This window comes from Demequina sp. TMPB413, assembly GCF_020447105.2.
Taxonomy (GTDB): Bacteria; Actinomycetota; Actinomycetes; order Actinomycetales; family Demequinaceae; genus Demequina.
On the sequence record NZ_CP096184.1, the window covers coordinates 2,854,773 to 2,869,671 of the forward strand.

A 14,899-nucleotide genomic window follows, 5' to 3' on the forward strand; every position below is an offset into this window, starting at 1 on the left:
ACGTGACCGACCTCAGCCTCATGACGCTGTGGACCGCCGCGACCCTGTACGCAATCGCGATGGTCGCCTACTCGGTGCGGCTGTCGCGCGTGGCAGAGCAGCGCATGAACGCCCGCCAGACCGCCTTGGTGGGCGCCGGAGCGGCGGTGGCCGATGACGCCGAGGCGAGCGCTTCGGAAGCTGCGGCGACCGTCGACGCTGCGCCGGCGTCGGCCGGTGCCGTTGCCCGGCCAGGCGCGAAGGCGATGGGCATCGGCCGTTCGACCATGTTCGTCGGCGCTGTGCTGCACACGGTGGGCGTGGTGGCGCGCGGCGTGGACGCTGGCCACCCTCCGTGGACCACGATGTACGAGTTCACCATCACGGGCACGCTCGCCGCGGTGATCGTGTTCCTGCTGGTGCAGCGCAAGCGTCCGGTGGCGTACATCGCGCCGGGGCTGGCCGGATTCGCGGTCGTGGCCGTGGTGACCGCGCTGCGCGTGTTCTATCGCGACACCACCGGCTTGCAGCCGGCGCTCGACAGCTACTGGCTGGTCATTCACGTGCCGATCGCCACGATCGCTTCTGGCATCTTCGCGGTGAGCGGCGTCGCGTCGGTACTGCAGGTGATGCGGATCGATCGCGAGCGGGAGCTCAAGAAGCGTCGGCGCTTCTCCGGATGGCTGAACCTGCCGCACCGGGCCGTGCGTAGCGCGAGGTCGCGCTGGCTCGAGGCCGTGCCCGTGCCGCAAGTGCTCGAGTCACTCTCCTTCCGGCTCAACGCCGTCGGCTTTGTGCTGTGGACGTTTACCGTGATGTCTGGCGCGCTGTGGGCCGAGCACGCCTGGGGTCGGTATTGGGGCTGGGACCCCAAGGAGGTCTGGTCCTTCGTGATCTGGATTCTCTATGCGGCGTACCTGCATGCGCGCACCACTCAGGGCTGGGCTGGGCGCCGCGCGGCGTGGTTGGCCATTTGGGGATTCATCGCGATCATCCTGAACTTCACCGTGGTGAACCTGTATGTCCAGGGGCTGCACTCGTATTCGGGGTTGTAGGCGACGGGGCTTTGGCCGATCGGGGGGTCTGGACGTCTCGCTAATGGGGGCTTGGCTCGCGCGCGTCCCGATAGGCTCGCGCGCGTCCCGATAGGCTCGCTGACGTGAAGATTGCCCTCGTCATCGACGACGCCTTGGCCAGGCCCGATGGGGTCCAGGAGTATGTGCGGACCATCGGGCGCGCCATGGGCGAGCGCGGGCACGAGGTGCACGTGCTGTGCTCAGGCGAGGCGGGTTCACCCCCTCCCGGGATCGCCGCGGTGCACAGTCTGACGTCCAACGTGGGCGTGACCTTCAACGGCAACGGCCTTCGTACGCCGCGCCCCACGTCTCGCGCGCGACTGCGCTCGTTCCTTGCAGCCGAGCGCTACGACGTCATCCACGTCCAGACCCCGCACTCGCCGTTCTTCGCGGCTCGCGTGGTGCGCGAGGCCAGGCGCGTTCAGGGAGACGCGGTGCGGGTCGTCGCGACGTTCCACATTCTTCCCGACGGCGTTGTCAGCGAGTGGGGCACGCGCGCCCTCGGTCTCGCGTTGCGCCGCAACCTGCGCCTGTTCGACGCGTTCGCGGCTGTCTCCGCGCCCGCCGCCGCGTTTGCGCTGAGGGCCTTCGGCATCGGCGCCGCCGTGATCCCCAACGCGGTCAGGGTGGACGACATTGCCGCGCAGGCTGCTGCTCAGCCCTGGCCCGCCGACCCGCAGGGCAGGGTCGTCATCGCGTTCCTGGGCCGGCTCGTGGAGCGTAAGGGTGCCGTCGAGCTGGTGGAGGCCGTGGCGGCACTGCCGGCCGAGGTGCGCGACTCCGTCGTGTTGCACATCGGCGGCAAGGGGCCGCTCGCCGGTCGCATCCAGGAACTGGTGGAGGCGCGCGGCCTGGGTGACATCGTCAGCCTCGAGGGTTTTGTCGCCGACGGCGCCAAGCCGGGCTTCATGGCGGCCGCGGACCTCGCAGTGTTCCCTGCGACGGGAGGCGAGAGCTTCGGCATCGTGTTGACGGAGGCGATGGCGGCGGGCGCCGGTGCGGTGCTCGGCGGCGACAACCCCGGGTATGCGTGGACTCTCGACAACCCGGCAGCCGTGATTGACCCGCGGGACACGGCCGCGTTCTCGGCTCGATTGGAGGCGCTCGTCGCGGACCCCGATGCACGTGCCGCGATTCATGCGCAGCAGGCCGCGAGGGTGCGCGACTTCGACGTGACCGCGGTGGCGGAGCGGGTGCTCGCACTGTACGCAGCCGAGTAGCCCACCAGTGCGGGTTGGGGGACCGCGCGGGCTGGACGGCGGGCCTTCCCGCGCCCCGGCACCGGAACCCGGGACGTCCGGGTAGCGTAGGGATCATGAAGGTTCTCGCGTATTGGCTGGTACGCACCGCCATCTTTCTGGTGATCTACGTGTTGCTGTGGGCGCTCAACTGGTTCGACATCTGGGCTGTGGTGCTCGCGTTCATCTTGGGGTGGGCCGTCAGCTACGCCGCGTTACCAGGAATGAGAGCGCGAGCCGCCGCACAGATGGATGGCTGGATCAACCGTTCGCAGCGTGGCATCGAGGCGGACGAGGCCGTGGAGGACTCGGAGACCAGCGGCGAGTAGCTGCTCACGTCACGAAGTCACTACCAAACGGACGGAATGCTTACCGCCCATGTGCGACCAGGGGCCACCCGGCCACTCCAGTAGTGAGTTCTTGACTGCAGGATCCGGATGAGGCTGACTGCAGGATCCGGATGAGGCTGACTGCGGGATCCGGATCAGGCCGGGCGCGTGCGCCGCGCCGCACAGCGCGAAGGTGCTCCCAGCGGTCTAGCCGAGCGCGATACCCACGCTAAGGAGCAGGCCGTAGCCCATGCCGATCGCGCTGATCCCCAAGAAGATCGGCTTGAGCGCAATGCCGCTCGCGCCTAGCCACACGGTGACGGCCACGATCAGGCTCGGCAGCGTCGCGAGCGTGGCCAGTAGTGCCCACGGTGTCGCAAAGGCCACCAGCACGGCCCCAGCGACCGGCGCGAGCACCACCGCCGCGAACAGCCTGCGCGTGCGCCGCTCGCCCAGCCGCACCGCAACCGTGCGCTTGCCAGCGAGGGCGTCCCCCTCAACGTCGCGAATGTTGTTGACCATGAGCAGCGCCACCGCATAGAGCCCCACCGAGGCGCTCGCGATCACGGCCCACCACGTCACCGTCCCTGCTTGGGTGACCATCGTTCCGAGCACTGCGACCGGACCGAAGAACACCCACACGACCGCCTCGCCCCACCCGCGGTAGCCGTAAGGGTTTGACGACGCGGTGTAGGCCCAGGCGGCCACCACCGCCACCGCGCCCACGGCAAGCAACCACCACTGCCCGCTGAGCGCGCACAGCTCCACCCCGGCAAGCCCGCCAACCCCTGACGCAACGTACGCGGCACGCTTGACAGCGCTTGGACGGGCGCGTCCAGACGCCACCAGGCGCGACGGCCCCACCCGGTTCACGTCAGTGCCGCGCACCCCGTCGGCATAGTCGTTCGCGTAGTTGGATGCGATCTGGAGTGCGAGACCCACCACCAAAGCCAACAACGCCAGCAGCGGTCTGAACGAGCCGAGCGCTCCTGCGGCGGCTGAGCCGACCAGCACCGGCGATAGCGAGGTCCACAACGTGCGCGGACGCGCACCGTCGATCCAGTCGCTGGCAGTCGTCATGGGTTCTTCCGATCAAGAGAGACAGCAAGGGAGCGAAGCGCCCGGTAATTGACCTTGCCGGTGGCGAGGCGGGGGAGGGCTTCGACAACAACGAGTTCCCTGGGCAGTTCATGCCTGGCGAGCACAGGCTCGAGCGCGCTACGCACCTCGTGAAGCTTGCGCATGTCGCTCAGCGCGACAGGCGCCACGAACGCCACCACGACCGCTCCCCACTCGGGGTTCGGGACGCCCACCACGGCGGAGTCCTTGATCCAGGCCTGCGTGTCGAGGGCACGTTCCACCGTATGGGGATTGACCTTGAAGCCCCCGGTGGTGATGACGTCATCCACCCGCCCGAGGACTTGCAGCCGACCATCCGGGGCCCAGGCGCCCAGGTCGGACGTGACGAGCCAGCGACCCTCGTCGTCCTCGACCCACGCGTCGGGACGCTCAGGGCGGTAGGCGTCGGCGAGGGAAGCGGTCGCGATGGAGATCCGGCCGTCGTCGCCGAGTCGCAGCCTGGTGTCCCCGATCGGTTCGCCGTTGTAGACGCAGCCGCCCGCTGTTTCGGTCAAGCCGTACGTGCGGACGACGTTGGTTGGCGGCTCGTAGCCCAGCGCGGCGCCCCCTACCAAGACGGCGGTGAAGGTTTCCAAGGCGTCCGACGCCTCGTCGGAGTTGAGCACGCGTGACAACTGCGTGGGCACGAGCGAGGTGAAGCGCGGCCCGTCGGCGGGAAGGCGCTCGGCGGCGGCGACAAAGGCCTCTGCCGTGAAGGGGCCGGCGCCGATGCCGGTGAGGGTGCCGCCGGCCAAGCGGGAGCGCACGACGACCATCGCGCCGGCGATCCGGTCGGTGGGCAACGCGAGCAGCCAATGCCCCTCCGCGCCGAGGTGCGCGGCTGTCGCGCCGGCGGACGCTCGCAAGGCCTCGCCCGAGACCAACACCTCCGACGGTTCCCCCGTCGAACCCGACGTGGCGACAGCAATGCCCCGCACGTTGCCGGCCAGGGCATCGGCAACAGCGTCGGCCGCTCCGTCGATAAGCCGCGCGTACTCCATAGCCTTAGCCTAAGCGGCCCCTAGAATCCCCCTATGCGTGGACGTATGGGGGTAGTCGCGGCGGTTGCCGTCGCGCTGGCAGTGACGGCGTGTGCTCCTGAGGAGATCACGCCGGCATCGGTGACGTTCACACCGGATCCAGTGGTGACGCGGCAACCCGTTGCGGACCCTCCCGAGGATCCGATCCCTGCCGTGGCGTGGCCACTCACCGGGATGGATGCGACGGCGGCGTCGGCTGAAGAGCTCGGGCGCATGGCTATCGCCATCAAGATCCCCAACGATCCCAGCCACTCGCGGCCCCAGAAGAACCTTGAGTACGCCGACATCGTGTTCGAGGAGTATGTCGAAGCGGGCATCCCGCGCCTTATCGCAGTGTTCCAGTCCACCCACCCGGAAACCGTCGGTCCCGTGCGTTCGATGCGGGAGATGGACCCCGACATTATGGGCTCCCTTGGCGGCCCGCTCGTCTTTTCTGGCGCTAACCCCTACGTGCTGCGACACGCCAGGAACGCGGGCCAACTTCTCATCGCCCAAGATGTGGGGAGCGATGGGTTCTTCCGCACCAAAGATCGGAAGGCACCGTACAACCTTCACGTCACGCTCGCGGATGTGGTGGCCCAGGCTCCGGGAGTGGGAGCGCCAGCGCAGCAGTTCTCGTACGCGTACCCGGCAGAGCTCGCGACCGCGGCAACCGTCGGAACGCCCTTCTCGCGCATGAGCCTGCGCTTCTCAGGGTACGGAGAGCCCAAGTGGGACTGGGACGCAGCCACCGGGACATTCCTGCGTTCGGAGTTTGAGGACCCGGACATCACGGTGGACGGTGTGCGAATTTCCGCTGCGAACGTGCTCGTGCTCTTCGTCAAGATTCACATCAATCAGACACTGCCGGTGTCCGAGATGATCGTCTCGAACAGCCCTGGCTTTCTCGCAACAGGGGGCAAGTACGTGCCCATCCTGTGGAGCAAGGCCGACCGTACCTCGCCCTATGTCGTGACGCTCGAGGACGGCACGCCAGTAACCCTCGCTCCTGGACAGACATGGGTTGAACTCATTCCCAATGGCGGGTATGCGGTGGGAAGCGCTGACTTCTCGTAGCGCTCGCCCGAATGGCGGTCCTGGCTAGAACGCGTACGGGAACTGGCGCCAGTCTGGCTCCCGGCGCTCCAAGAACGCGTCCCGCCCCTCTTGCGCCTCGTCCGTCATGTACGCCATCCGCGTGGCCTCGCCAGCAAAGACCTGCTGTCCGGCCAGGCCGTCGTCCGCGAGGTTGAAGGCGAACTTGAGCATCCTGATCGCCTGCGGCGACTTGGTGGCGATGATGCGCGCGTACTCAAGGGCGCGGGCCTCCAGTTCGGTATGGGGAACCGCCTCGTTGACGACGCCCCATCGCTCGGCGTCGTCGGCCGAATACTCGCGGGCCAAGAAGAAGATCTCGCGGGCACGCTTGTCGCCCACCTGGCGGGCGAGCAGCGCGGAGCCGTAGCCAGCGTCAAAGGAGCCGACGTTGGCGTCAGTCTGCTTGAAGCGCGCGTGCTCGCGGGAGGCGAGGGAAAGGTCGGCGACGACGTTGAGGGAGTGGCCGCCTCCCGCCGCCCAGCCGTTGACGGCGGCCACGATCACCTTGGGGCTGGTGCGCATGAGCCGTTGCACCTCGAGAATGTGGAGGCGGCCACCGTGCGCGGGGGCATCGGCTGCCGAGCCTTCGTACAGGTAGCCGTCCCGGCCCCTGATCCGCTGGTCGCCGCCGGAGCAAAAGGCGTGCACGCCGTCGGCCGCCGGACCGTTGCCTGTCAGGATGATGGTGCCGACGTCGGCCGTCATGCGGGCGTGGTCGAGGGCACGGTAGAGCTGGTCGACGGTCTGGGGCCTGAAGGCGTTGCGCACCTCTGGCCGGTTGAAGGCGACGCGGACGGCTGGCAGGTCGCGTTCCGCTCCATCCGGGCCGCGTTCGACCCAGCGGTGATACGTGATGTCATCGTCGGCGAAACCGTCGATGGCCCGCCACTGGGTGGGGTCCATGAGGTCGGAGACCTGTGAGGGGATGTCGCTCATGGTTCCGAGCGTAGCCGGGGTGCGCGCCGCACCGTCCGAGCCGCTTCACGCCACTCCAGCGAGCCTCCCCGGACACTCCGAACCGTTTCGCTCGACGACGCGCCGGAGACGGTGCCTTGCGGGGGCAGTAGGCCCGCGTGTCAGACCTCAAAACGGTTCGCACTGTCGGGGGAGGCTCGGGGGAGGGCGGTGGTCAGAGCTGGTCGCCGCGCAGCCCATCAAGGTGGGGGTGTGGCCCCGCTACTGTGGGCGCATGGAGTTCCGCCCGTTCAGCGTCACGCTCAACAAGCGGTTCAGGGGGCTGGCGGAGCGAACGGGTGTCCTGTTCAGAGGCACGGGCCCAGACGGCGCCGACGCCTGGGGAGAGTATTCGCCGTTCGCTGACTACAACGCGGAGCAGCGCAACCGCTGGTGGGCGGCGGCCATGGAGGCTGCCACCGGCCAACTGCCGACGCCGGTACGACCCTTCGTCGAGACGGCAGCGATAATCCCCGACATTTCGCCAGAAGCGGCGGCAGCGTTCGTGCTGGAATTCGGCTGTCGGACGGCCAAGGTCAAGGTGGGCGGCCCGAGGGGCGCGGACCCAGACCCCGCCGCCACCTTGCGGTCCGACGTCGAGCGCGTCGAGGCAGTCGCTTCCGCCCTCGGCAGGGGCGGCAAACTGCGCATCGACGCCAACGCCTCCTGGACCCTCGCGGAGGCGGGTGCGGCCATCAAAGCCATTGAGGCCGCCGCCCGAGCAGGCGGTCTGGCGGGCCTCGAGTACGTGGAGCAGCCCTGCGCGACCATCGGCGAGCTGGCGGCCTTGAGGCGCCGCGTCGACGTGCCGATCGCGGCCGACGAATCGATCAGGCTCACCGGCGACGTCACCGCGGTGCTGCGCGCCGAGGCTGCAGACATCCTCGTCCTGAAGCCCTCGCCGCTCGGCGGGGCACGCGCCTGCCTCCAGATCGCCGAGCACGCGGGGCTGCCGGTGGTGATCTCCTCCGCCATGGAGTCGAGCGTCGGCCTCGCTTCCGCCCTGGCAGCCGCCTTGGCGCTGCCCGACGCTGGCCTCGCGCACGGCCTCGGCACCGGCACGCTACTCGCCACCGACACCGTGGAGGATACCCTCGTGCCCGTCGCCGGGCGCCTGACGCCAAGGACCCTTAGAGTGACGGCATGACCCACCCGGCAGCGGCGTTCGCGCGCGAGTTGATCGCGGCCTTCGCGGCCCACGGCGTGACGGATTACGTGCTGTGCCCGGGCTCGCGCTCCGGACCGCTCGCTCATGCGTTGGCGGAGGCGGCGTCCGACACTCCACCATTGGGTGCGCCCCACGTCAACCTGCACGTGCGCATCGACGAGCGGTCCGCGGCGTTCCTCGCGCTCGGGATCTCGCGAGGGCGTAGCCTCACCGGTCCTCCACGCCCGGTGGCCATTGTCACGACCTCTGGCACCGCCGTCGGCAACCTGATGCCTGCGGTCATGGAGGCGCACCACGCGGGACTCCCGCTACTCCTGCTGACTGCCGACCGACCGCACGAGCTGCGCGGAATCGGCGCCAACCAGACCACCGATCAAGAAGGGCTGTTTGGGACGTTCGTGCGGTGGGCGTCGACATCTTCCGCTCCTGAGCGGCTGGAGAGGGGCGGCCGGGCCACGTTGCTCGCCGCCCGCGCGGTGCACTGGGCGACGGGCAACACCGAGCGCGACGACCTCGCGGCAGCGCCGGGACCGGTGCACCTCAACCTCGAGTTTCGGGACCCGCTCGGCCCCGATGCAGGCTCCTGGCCAGATGTGCGTCAGGAGAAGGCGACGCTGCTCGACCGCACGAGGACCAGGCTGCAGACCCTGTCCATGTCCGCACGCAAGCTTCCCGACGGCACGCGCGGCGTGGTCATTGCGGGCGACGGCGCCGGCGACGATGCCAGGCGGGTGGCAGAGGCGCGAGGGTGGCCGCTGTTGGCGGAGCCGACCTCAGGAGCGCGCACAGGGGACAACGCGCTCGTCCACTACGTCGAGTTGCTGGCGAGCAACGCCGGTCAACAGCTTGCGGATCGCGTCCATCACGTGGTCGTCATCGGCAGGCCCACTCTGTCCCGACCCGTTCAGCGGCTCATCGATATCGCGCCGTCCTTGCACGTCGCCGCGCACGGAGCCAGGTGGCGCGAAACACCGCGCCATGCGGAACGTGTGCTGCCCTCCGTTCCCGACGAGTGGTTCGCCCCCGCGCAGGTTGACGACGAATGGCTCGCCGAGTGGCGGCGCGGTTGCGCCGCGATGGCCACCCATGCCGACCGTTGGGATGCCAGAGCAGCGGCCAGGGTGTTCGTGTCCTCCTTGAAGGCCGACGACGTGGCCATGCTGGGTAGTTCCGGTCCGATTCGCATGGTGGACGCCGTCGCGCCCGTGTGGCCGGTCGGTCACGCGCCCACCCTGTGCGCCAATAGGGGGCTCGCTGGCATCGACGGCACGGTCTCGACCGCGATGGGGATCGCCTTGGCCCTCGGCAGGCCCGCCTCCGCGTTCATGGGCGACCTCACGTTCCTGCACGACGTGGGCGGTCTGCTGGTTGGTACCGAGGAGCGAGTCCCCGACCTCCGCATCGTGGTGGTCAACGACGGCGGCGGCACCATCTTTGGCCGACTGGAACACGCGGCCGCTCCCGCCCAGAACGTCCGACGCGTTTTCACCACTCCGCACGCGGTGGACCTGGCCGGCTTCGCTACCGCCTACGGAGCGGTGCATACGCGGGTGAAATCGGTGGGCGGCCTGCAGAGGGCGTTGGCGAAGCCGCCTACTGGTGTGCACATCGTCGAAGCGGTCGTCTAGACGCGTTTCTTAAGTCTCAGCGTCCTCCCAGGTTCTCTCCAGGGTGAGCGCAGGCTGGCTTGGTGTGATCGAGACACACGATCCACCAAGGAGGACCTGATGAACAGTTCACGATTCACGCGCGGTGTCGTTTGGGGAGCGGGTGCGCTCGCGACTGGCGCCCTCGTGCTTGCCGCCGCGCCGTCGGCCACGGCCGACGAAGAGTCGGACGACCCCCGCCAGGGGCGCTTCGGCGCCATGCTTGACCGGCCCTACGTGGGTGCCCGCATCGCCATCACCGACGACGGCGCCACCGTGATTCACGTGGTTGACGACAGCCCGGCGGATGACGCGGGGCTCGAGGAAGGCGACGTGGTGATCAGCATCGACGGCATCGCGCTGGACGAGCGTGGCGCGCTCTACGACGCACTCCACGATGCCGAGCCTGGAGATGTGCTCGCGGTGGTCTACACCCGCGACGGATCCGAAGAAACGGCGTCCGTCACCGTCGGCGACCCAGAAGACCGTCCCGAACCGCCTGCACTTGAGGAGCGGCCATGGGTGGGAGCGAACTTGGTGCGGTACGAGAATGCCGCGGGAGTGCTCGTCCGCAACGTGGTCGCTGACGGCCCGGCGGACGACGCTGGGCTTGAGGTGGGTGACATCGTCACCGCCATCGAGGGCCAAGACATCACCGATTGGTGGCAAGCGCGGGAGATTCTCCGCGAGTTCGCGCCGGGAGACTCCGTGGAGGTGACCGTCGAGCGCGAGACCGCCACCAAGACGCTGACCCTCACGCTCGGCTCGGCCGCCGACGCTCCGGCAAGGCCAGCAGACGGCGAGCGGCCCGAACGCGGCTCAGGCGCTGGCATGCGCGATGGCGCCGGGCTTGGAGACGGCTCGGGCATGCACGACGGCCAGGGCATGCGCGGTGCGATAGGCCGCGGACAGGGCAACAACTAGCTCGACGGCGGGCAGGGCCCACGGTCTCAGGCTCCCAGCGCCGCCCGCATCGGCTCGAGCTTCGCCTCCGACTCCGCCCACTCAGCGGCGGGGTCGGAGGCCGCGACGATGCCGCAGCCGGCAAAGAGGCGCAGGTGGGTGGGATCATCGCGGTCGATCTCGGCGCACCGCAACGCGATGCACCACTCGCCGTCCCCCGCAGCGTCGATCCAGCCGACGGGGCCGGCGTAGCGACCCCTGTCGAGGCCCTCGAGCCGATCGATAACACGGGCCGCAGCCAGCGTGGGGGTGCCGCACACCGCGGCGGAAGGGTGAAGCTCTCGCACGAGGTCGAGTGCCCCCACCGGTTGAGACAACGCGCCGGTGATGTCCGTCGCGAGGTGCATGACGTTGGGCAGGTGCAGCACACTCGGTTCGTCAGGCACATTGACAGAAGCGCAGTGCGCCGCGAGCACCTGGGTCACGGAGCCCACGGCATACGAGTGCTCCTCGCGGTCCTTCGACGACCGAGCAAGGGCGGCGGCGCGGGCCAGGTCGCCCATCTCGTCGCCCGTCATCCTGATGGTCCCCGCAAGCACTCGCGAGGTCACGAGGCCGTGGTCAACGCGCGCCAGGAGCTCAGGGGTGGCGCCCACCATGCCATCCACGTGGAATGTCCAGCACATGTTGTACTCAGCCGCCAAGCGCGTCAGCATCGACCGCACATCAAGCGGCCCGTCCGCCACCGCGTCGACCGCACGGGCGAGCACCACCTTGTTCACCTCGCCGGTGCCGATGGCCTCGACCGCTGCCGAGACAGCGGTGCGCCACTGCGCCTCGTCGCCGCCGGAGACCTCGACGGAAGGCATCGGACCTGGCGCCACGGCGTCGGCGAGGGCGTCAGCCAGCGAGACCTCGTCGACCCCACCGGAACCGATGACCGTGAAGAAACTGCGGCCGTCGACCCGGCCCACCACGTACCGAGGCACGATGAGCGCTCCACCGGCGTCGGCGTCGTCCGCAAAGGCGAAAGCACCAAAGGCGACCAGCCCGGTACCGCGCACCCGCACGTCGTCCCTCACCGTCGCATGGCGGGTCACGCGTCGCCACCATCGCAGTGCCTCATCGACGCGCTCGGTGCCGCCAGTGTCGCGACGCGCGACCTCGCCCCACGCCACCATGCCGTCGCCGCGTCTCACCCACGAGATGCCCTGAACGGGAAGGGCCGCCAGCAAGTCCCCAGGGTCAGGGATCTCGACCGTGCGCGCGGTCAGGGGGCCGGGAGCGGCCGCGTCGATGCTCACCGGTCAAGCGTACGCGAGCGAGACCATGGTCCCTCACGACGTAGGCTTGGGGGCGTGAAAACCCAGGCCGACGTCATCGTGATCGGCGCGGGCCCCGGCGGCTCCGCGGCAGCTCGCTATTTGGCGAGCGAGGGCTTCGACGTGATCGCTTTGGAGAAGGCGCACTATCCACGCGAGAAGGTGTGCGGGGACGGGCTCACGCCCCGCGCGGTCAAGGAGCTGCAGCTCATCGGACTGCCCACTCCTCGCGAGGAGGGCTGGATTCCCAATCACGGCCTGCGCATGGTGGGCGGCGGCCACCGCCTCGAGTTCCCGTGGCATGACCTCGACGCGTTCCCGCGCTACGGCCTCAGTTTGCCGCGCGCGCAGTTCGACGAGCGGCTTGCCAACCATGCCCGCGCCGCAGGTGCCGACGTTCGTGAGGGCTGGCACGTGGACGCGGCCTTGCGAGACGACACCACCGACGGCTTTGGCGGGGGCGGCAGGGTCATCGGCGTCACCGCTCGCCAGACGGACGAGAAGGGCCGCAAGGTGGGGGAACCGACCCAGTTCCACGCCCCGCTGGTGATCGCGGCCGACGGCGTGAGCGCCAGGATCGCGTTGGGTCTCGGCATCGAGCGCAAGAAGAACCGCCCCATGGGCGTCGCGGTGCGCACCTACTTCGAGACACCACGCCACGACGAGGAGTGGATGGAGGGGCACCTCGAGATCTGGGACGGGGAGCGCGGCAACTCCAAGCTCCTGCCCGGCTACGGCTGGATCTTCCCGCTGGGCGACGGCACCGCCAACGTCGGCCTTGGCACTCTGAGTGCGAAGGGCACCCCGCCAAAGCTCGACCACAAGGCCCTGCTGCTCGACTGGCTCGAGCACTCTGCCAAGGACTGGGAGTTTGGCGCCCAGGTGGGCGACATCAAGGGCGCCGCGATCCCGATGGCCTTCAACCGTCAGCCGCACTACGTGCCCGGCATGATGCTCGTGGGAGACAGCGGCGGCATGGTCAATCCGTTCAACGGTGAGGGCATCGCATACGCCATGCAGGCGGCGCGCAGGGCCACCGAAGCGGCGGTCGCGTGGCGTGACGCGACGGACGACACCGCGCGCGAGAGGGCGCTCGCGTCGTACGGTCGCATGATGAAGGACGACCTGGGCGGCTACTACACTCTTGGCCGCGTCTTTGCCGCCCTCATCGAGAAGCCGGCCATCATGAAGGTGTGCACCCGGTACGGGCTTCCTCGTCCGCTCATCATGGAATTTGTCTCTAGACTGCTGGCGGACGTCTATGAACCGCGCGGCGGCAACTGGGCAGACAAGCTTCTCGCCGCGATGACCAAGGTCGCGCCGGCGGCATGAGGACGGGAAGGACGAGGTTGTGAACCCTTACGTGCCGATTGTGGTGATGATCGTGATCGCGGGATTGCTTGCGGTCGCGGGCCTCGTAGCGAGCGCCTTTATTGGTCCCAAGCGCTACAACTCCGCCAAGCTTGACCGTTACGAGTCCGGTCTGATGCCCACCCCTGGTGCCGATGGCGGCGGGCGCATTCCGATCAAGTACTACCTCGTGGCGATGACCTTCATCATCTTCGATATCGAAGTGGTGTTCCTGTACCCGTGGGCGGTCGCGTACGAGCAGCTCGCGCTGTTCGGCCTGATCGCCATCATGACCTTCCTCGCGCTCATCACGATCCCCTTCGTGTACGAATGGCGGCGCGGCGGATTCGAGTGGGAATGAGGTTCGCATGAGTGAACATAACGACGCCCCTCCCTTCATCGTTGGCAAGTTGGAAGAGTTTGCCGGGTGGGCAAGATCCGGCTCGATGTGGCCTGCCACCTTCGGATTGGCGTGTTGCGCGATCGAGATGATGGGCACCGGCACGCCGCGCTTCGACATTGCCCGCTTCGGCTCTGAGGTGTTCCGCGGCTCCCCGCGTCAGGCCGACATCATGATCGTCGCAGGGCGCGTGTCGCAGAAGATGGCGCCCATCGTGCGCCAGGTGTACGACCAAATGGCGGAGCCCAAGTGGGTGCTTGCCATGGGCGTGTGCTCCTCGTCTGGCGGCATGTTCAACAACTACGCGATTGTCCAGGGCGTCGACCACGTCGTTCCTGTCGACATCTACCTGCCGGGTTGCCCGCCGCGGCCAGAGATGCTCATCAACGCGCTCCTCAAGGTGCAGGACCTCGCGCGGGAGAAGCCGATGCTTGGCCACCGCCGCGAGATCGCTGCTGCCGCTGAGGCCGCAGCACTCGAGGCGACTCCCACGTCTCAGATGAAGGGGCTGTTGCGGTGACGGACCCCAAGAACAAGAAGAAGAACGTCGCTTCGGAAGGCGCCGACGTGGCGGCCGAGTCCCGCACCAGCGCCGACGCTGCGGAGAACCCCAGCGCGGAGGTGGCGCCAGTGGTTCCAGAAGGACGCACCCTGATCAACGTGCGTCAAGGGCAGTTTGGCGCCAGAGGAGACACCTCCGGTTACGACGGCCTGACGCGGTTTGTGTATATGCCCGAGCCCGCGCAGCGTCCCTATGGATCGTGGTGTGACCAGGTGGTCGACGTGCTCGAGGAGCTGTTGGGCGACAAGGCGGCCGCAGCGATCGAGACCGTGGTGGTCGACAGGGACGAACTCACCCTGCACATCGCGCGTGAGCACCTGATCGAGGTGTGCCAGCACTTGCGCGACGACCAAGACTTGCGCTTCGAGATGTGCTTGGGGGTGAGCGGCGTCCACTACCCGGACGATTCGGGCCGCGAGTTGCACGCCGTGTACCCGATGCAGTCCATCACGCACAACCGCCGACTGCGTGTCGAGGTGAGCGTGCCTGACGGTGATCCGCACATTCCGTCGATCACCTCGGTGTACCCGATGAACAACTGGCACGAGCGCGAGACGTGGGACTTCTTTGGCATCGTCTTCGACGGCCACCCCGCCTTGGCTCGCATCGAGATGCCTGATGACTGGGTGGGCCACCCCCAGCGCAAGGACTATCCGCTTGGTGGAATCCCTGTGGAGTACAAGGGCGCGGAGATTCCGTCGCCCGACGAGCGCAGGCAGTACAGGTAGGAGGGCGA

General features: G+C 68.4%; 15 protein-coding genes. 11 read left to right on the forward strand and 4 right to left on the reverse strand.

What is annotated here, in order from left to right:
- Nucleotides 1-2: 2 nt before the first annotated feature.
- The 3 genes from ccsB to LGT36_RS13820 all read left to right on the forward strand — a co-directional run bounded on the left by ccsB (nt 3) and on the right by LGT36_RS13820 (nt 2,622).
- Nucleotides 3-1,034 (forward strand): c-type cytochrome biogenesis protein CcsB, encoded by a 1,032-nt coding sequence (ccsB, locus tag LGT36_RS13810; protein ID WP_370634261.1) that lies wholly within the window; start codon nt 3-5, stop codon nt 1,032-1,034.
- A 104-nt stretch (nt 1,035-1,138) separates the two neighbouring features.
- Nucleotides 1,139-2,275 (forward strand): glycosyltransferase family 4 protein, encoded by a 1,137-nt coding sequence (locus LGT36_RS13815; protein WP_226094698.1) that lies wholly within the window; start codon nt 1,139-1,141, stop codon nt 2,273-2,275.
- A 95-nt stretch (nt 2,276-2,370) separates the two neighbouring features.
- Complete coding sequence (locus tag LGT36_RS13820; RefSeq protein WP_226094697.1) at nt 2,371-2,622, forward strand: DUF4229 domain-containing protein; 252 nt, start codon at nt 2,371-2,373, stop codon at nt 2,620-2,622.
- 207 nt (nt 2,623-2,829) lie between these two features.
- Here the strand turns inward: LGT36_RS13820 and LGT36_RS13825 are convergent, their stop codons facing one another.
- Both LGT36_RS13825 and LGT36_RS13830 read right to left on the reverse strand, forming a co-directional pair.
- Nucleotides 2,830-3,702: a 1,4-dihydroxy-2-naphthoate polyprenyltransferase gene (locus LGT36_RS13825; RefSeq protein WP_226264423.1), complete on the reverse strand. Its 873-nt coding sequence runs from the start codon at nt 3,700-3,702 to the stop codon at nt 2,830-2,832.
- Complete coding sequence (locus tag LGT36_RS13830) at nt 3,699-4,742, reverse strand: AMP-binding protein (protein WP_226095317.1); 1,044 nt, start codon at nt 4,740-4,742, stop codon at nt 3,699-3,701. The genes LGT36_RS13825 and LGT36_RS13830 overlap by 4 nt, the downstream gene beginning before the upstream one ends.
- A gap of 33 nt (nt 4,743-4,775) precedes the next feature.
- On the opposite strand from LGT36_RS13830, the gene LGT36_RS13835 reads away from it, so the two are divergent.
- Complete coding sequence (locus LGT36_RS13835) at nt 4,776-5,837, forward strand: DUF3048 domain-containing protein (protein ID WP_226095316.1); 1,062 nt, start codon at nt 4,776-4,778, stop codon at nt 5,835-5,837.
- A gap of 24 nt (nt 5,838-5,861) precedes the next feature.
- Here LGT36_RS13835 and LGT36_RS13840 read toward each other — a convergent pair whose 3' ends face one another.
- Nucleotides 5,862-6,794 (reverse strand): 1,4-dihydroxy-2-naphthoyl-CoA synthase, encoded by a 933-nt coding sequence (locus LGT36_RS13840; RefSeq protein WP_226095315.1) that lies wholly within the window; start codon nt 6,792-6,794, stop codon nt 5,862-5,864.
- A 253-nt stretch (nt 6,795-7,047) separates the two neighbouring features.
- Between LGT36_RS13840 and LGT36_RS13845 the strand changes: the two genes are divergently transcribed.
- The 3 genes from LGT36_RS13845 to LGT36_RS13855 all read left to right on the forward strand — a co-directional run bounded on the left by LGT36_RS13845 (nt 7,048) and on the right by LGT36_RS13855 (nt 10,550).
- Nucleotides 7,048-7,959: an o-succinylbenzoate synthase gene (locus LGT36_RS13845; RefSeq protein ID WP_226095314.1), complete on the forward strand. Its 912-nt coding sequence runs from the start codon at nt 7,048-7,050 to the stop codon at nt 7,957-7,959.
- Nucleotides 7,956-9,608, forward strand: a complete 1,653-nt coding sequence (gene menD, locus LGT36_RS13850) for a 2-succinyl-5-enolpyruvyl-6-hydroxy-3-cyclohexene-1-carboxylic-acid synthase (RefSeq protein ID WP_226095313.1) — start codon at nt 7,956-7,958, stop codon at nt 9,606-9,608. The genes LGT36_RS13845 and menD overlap by 4 nt, the downstream gene beginning before the upstream one ends.
- A 99-nt stretch (nt 9,609-9,707) precedes the next feature.
- The gene (locus LGT36_RS13855) at nt 9,708-10,550 is read left to right on the forward strand and encodes a PDZ domain-containing protein (protein ID WP_226095312.1); all 843 of its coding nucleotides are present in this window, start codon (nt 9,708-9,710) and stop codon (nt 10,548-10,550) included.
- A 26-nt stretch (nt 10,551-10,576) separates the two neighbouring features.
- Here the strand turns inward: LGT36_RS13855 and LGT36_RS13860 are convergent, their stop codons facing one another.
- Nucleotides 10,577-11,833, reverse strand: coding sequence for an isochorismate synthase MenF (locus LGT36_RS13860; protein ID WP_226095311.1), 1,257 nt, complete (start codon nt 11,831-11,833; stop codon nt 10,577-10,579).
- Between the two features lie 54 nt (nt 11,834-11,887).
- On the opposite strand from LGT36_RS13860, the gene LGT36_RS13865 reads away from it, so the two are divergent.
- The 4 genes from LGT36_RS13865 to LGT36_RS13880 are packed head-to-tail and all read left to right on the forward strand — an operon-like array spanning nt 11,888 to nt 14,891.
- Nucleotides 11,888-13,183 carry a geranylgeranyl reductase family protein gene (locus LGT36_RS13865; protein WP_248642121.1) on the forward strand — a complete coding sequence of 432 codons (1,296 nt, stop codon included), beginning with the start codon at nt 11,888-11,890 and terminating at the stop codon, nt 13,181-13,183.
- A 19-nt stretch (nt 13,184-13,202) separates the two neighbouring features.
- On the forward strand, nt 13,203-13,562 hold the full coding sequence (locus LGT36_RS13870) for an NADH-quinone oxidoreductase subunit A (protein ID WP_226095567.1): 360 nt from the start codon (nt 13,203-13,205) through the stop codon (nt 13,560-13,562).
- A 7-nt stretch (nt 13,563-13,569) separates the two neighbouring features.
- Entirely contained in the window at nt 13,570-14,121 is a 552-nt protein-coding gene (locus LGT36_RS13875) for an NADH-quinone oxidoreductase subunit B (protein ID WP_226095566.1), read from the forward strand.
- Nucleotides 14,118-14,891, forward strand: a complete 774-nt coding sequence (locus LGT36_RS13880; protein WP_226095565.1) for an NADH-quinone oxidoreductase subunit C — start codon at nt 14,118-14,120, stop codon at nt 14,889-14,891. Before LGT36_RS13875 ends, LGT36_RS13880 begins: the two co-directional genes overlap by 4 nt.
- Nucleotides 14,892-14,899 lie beyond the last annotated feature (8 nt).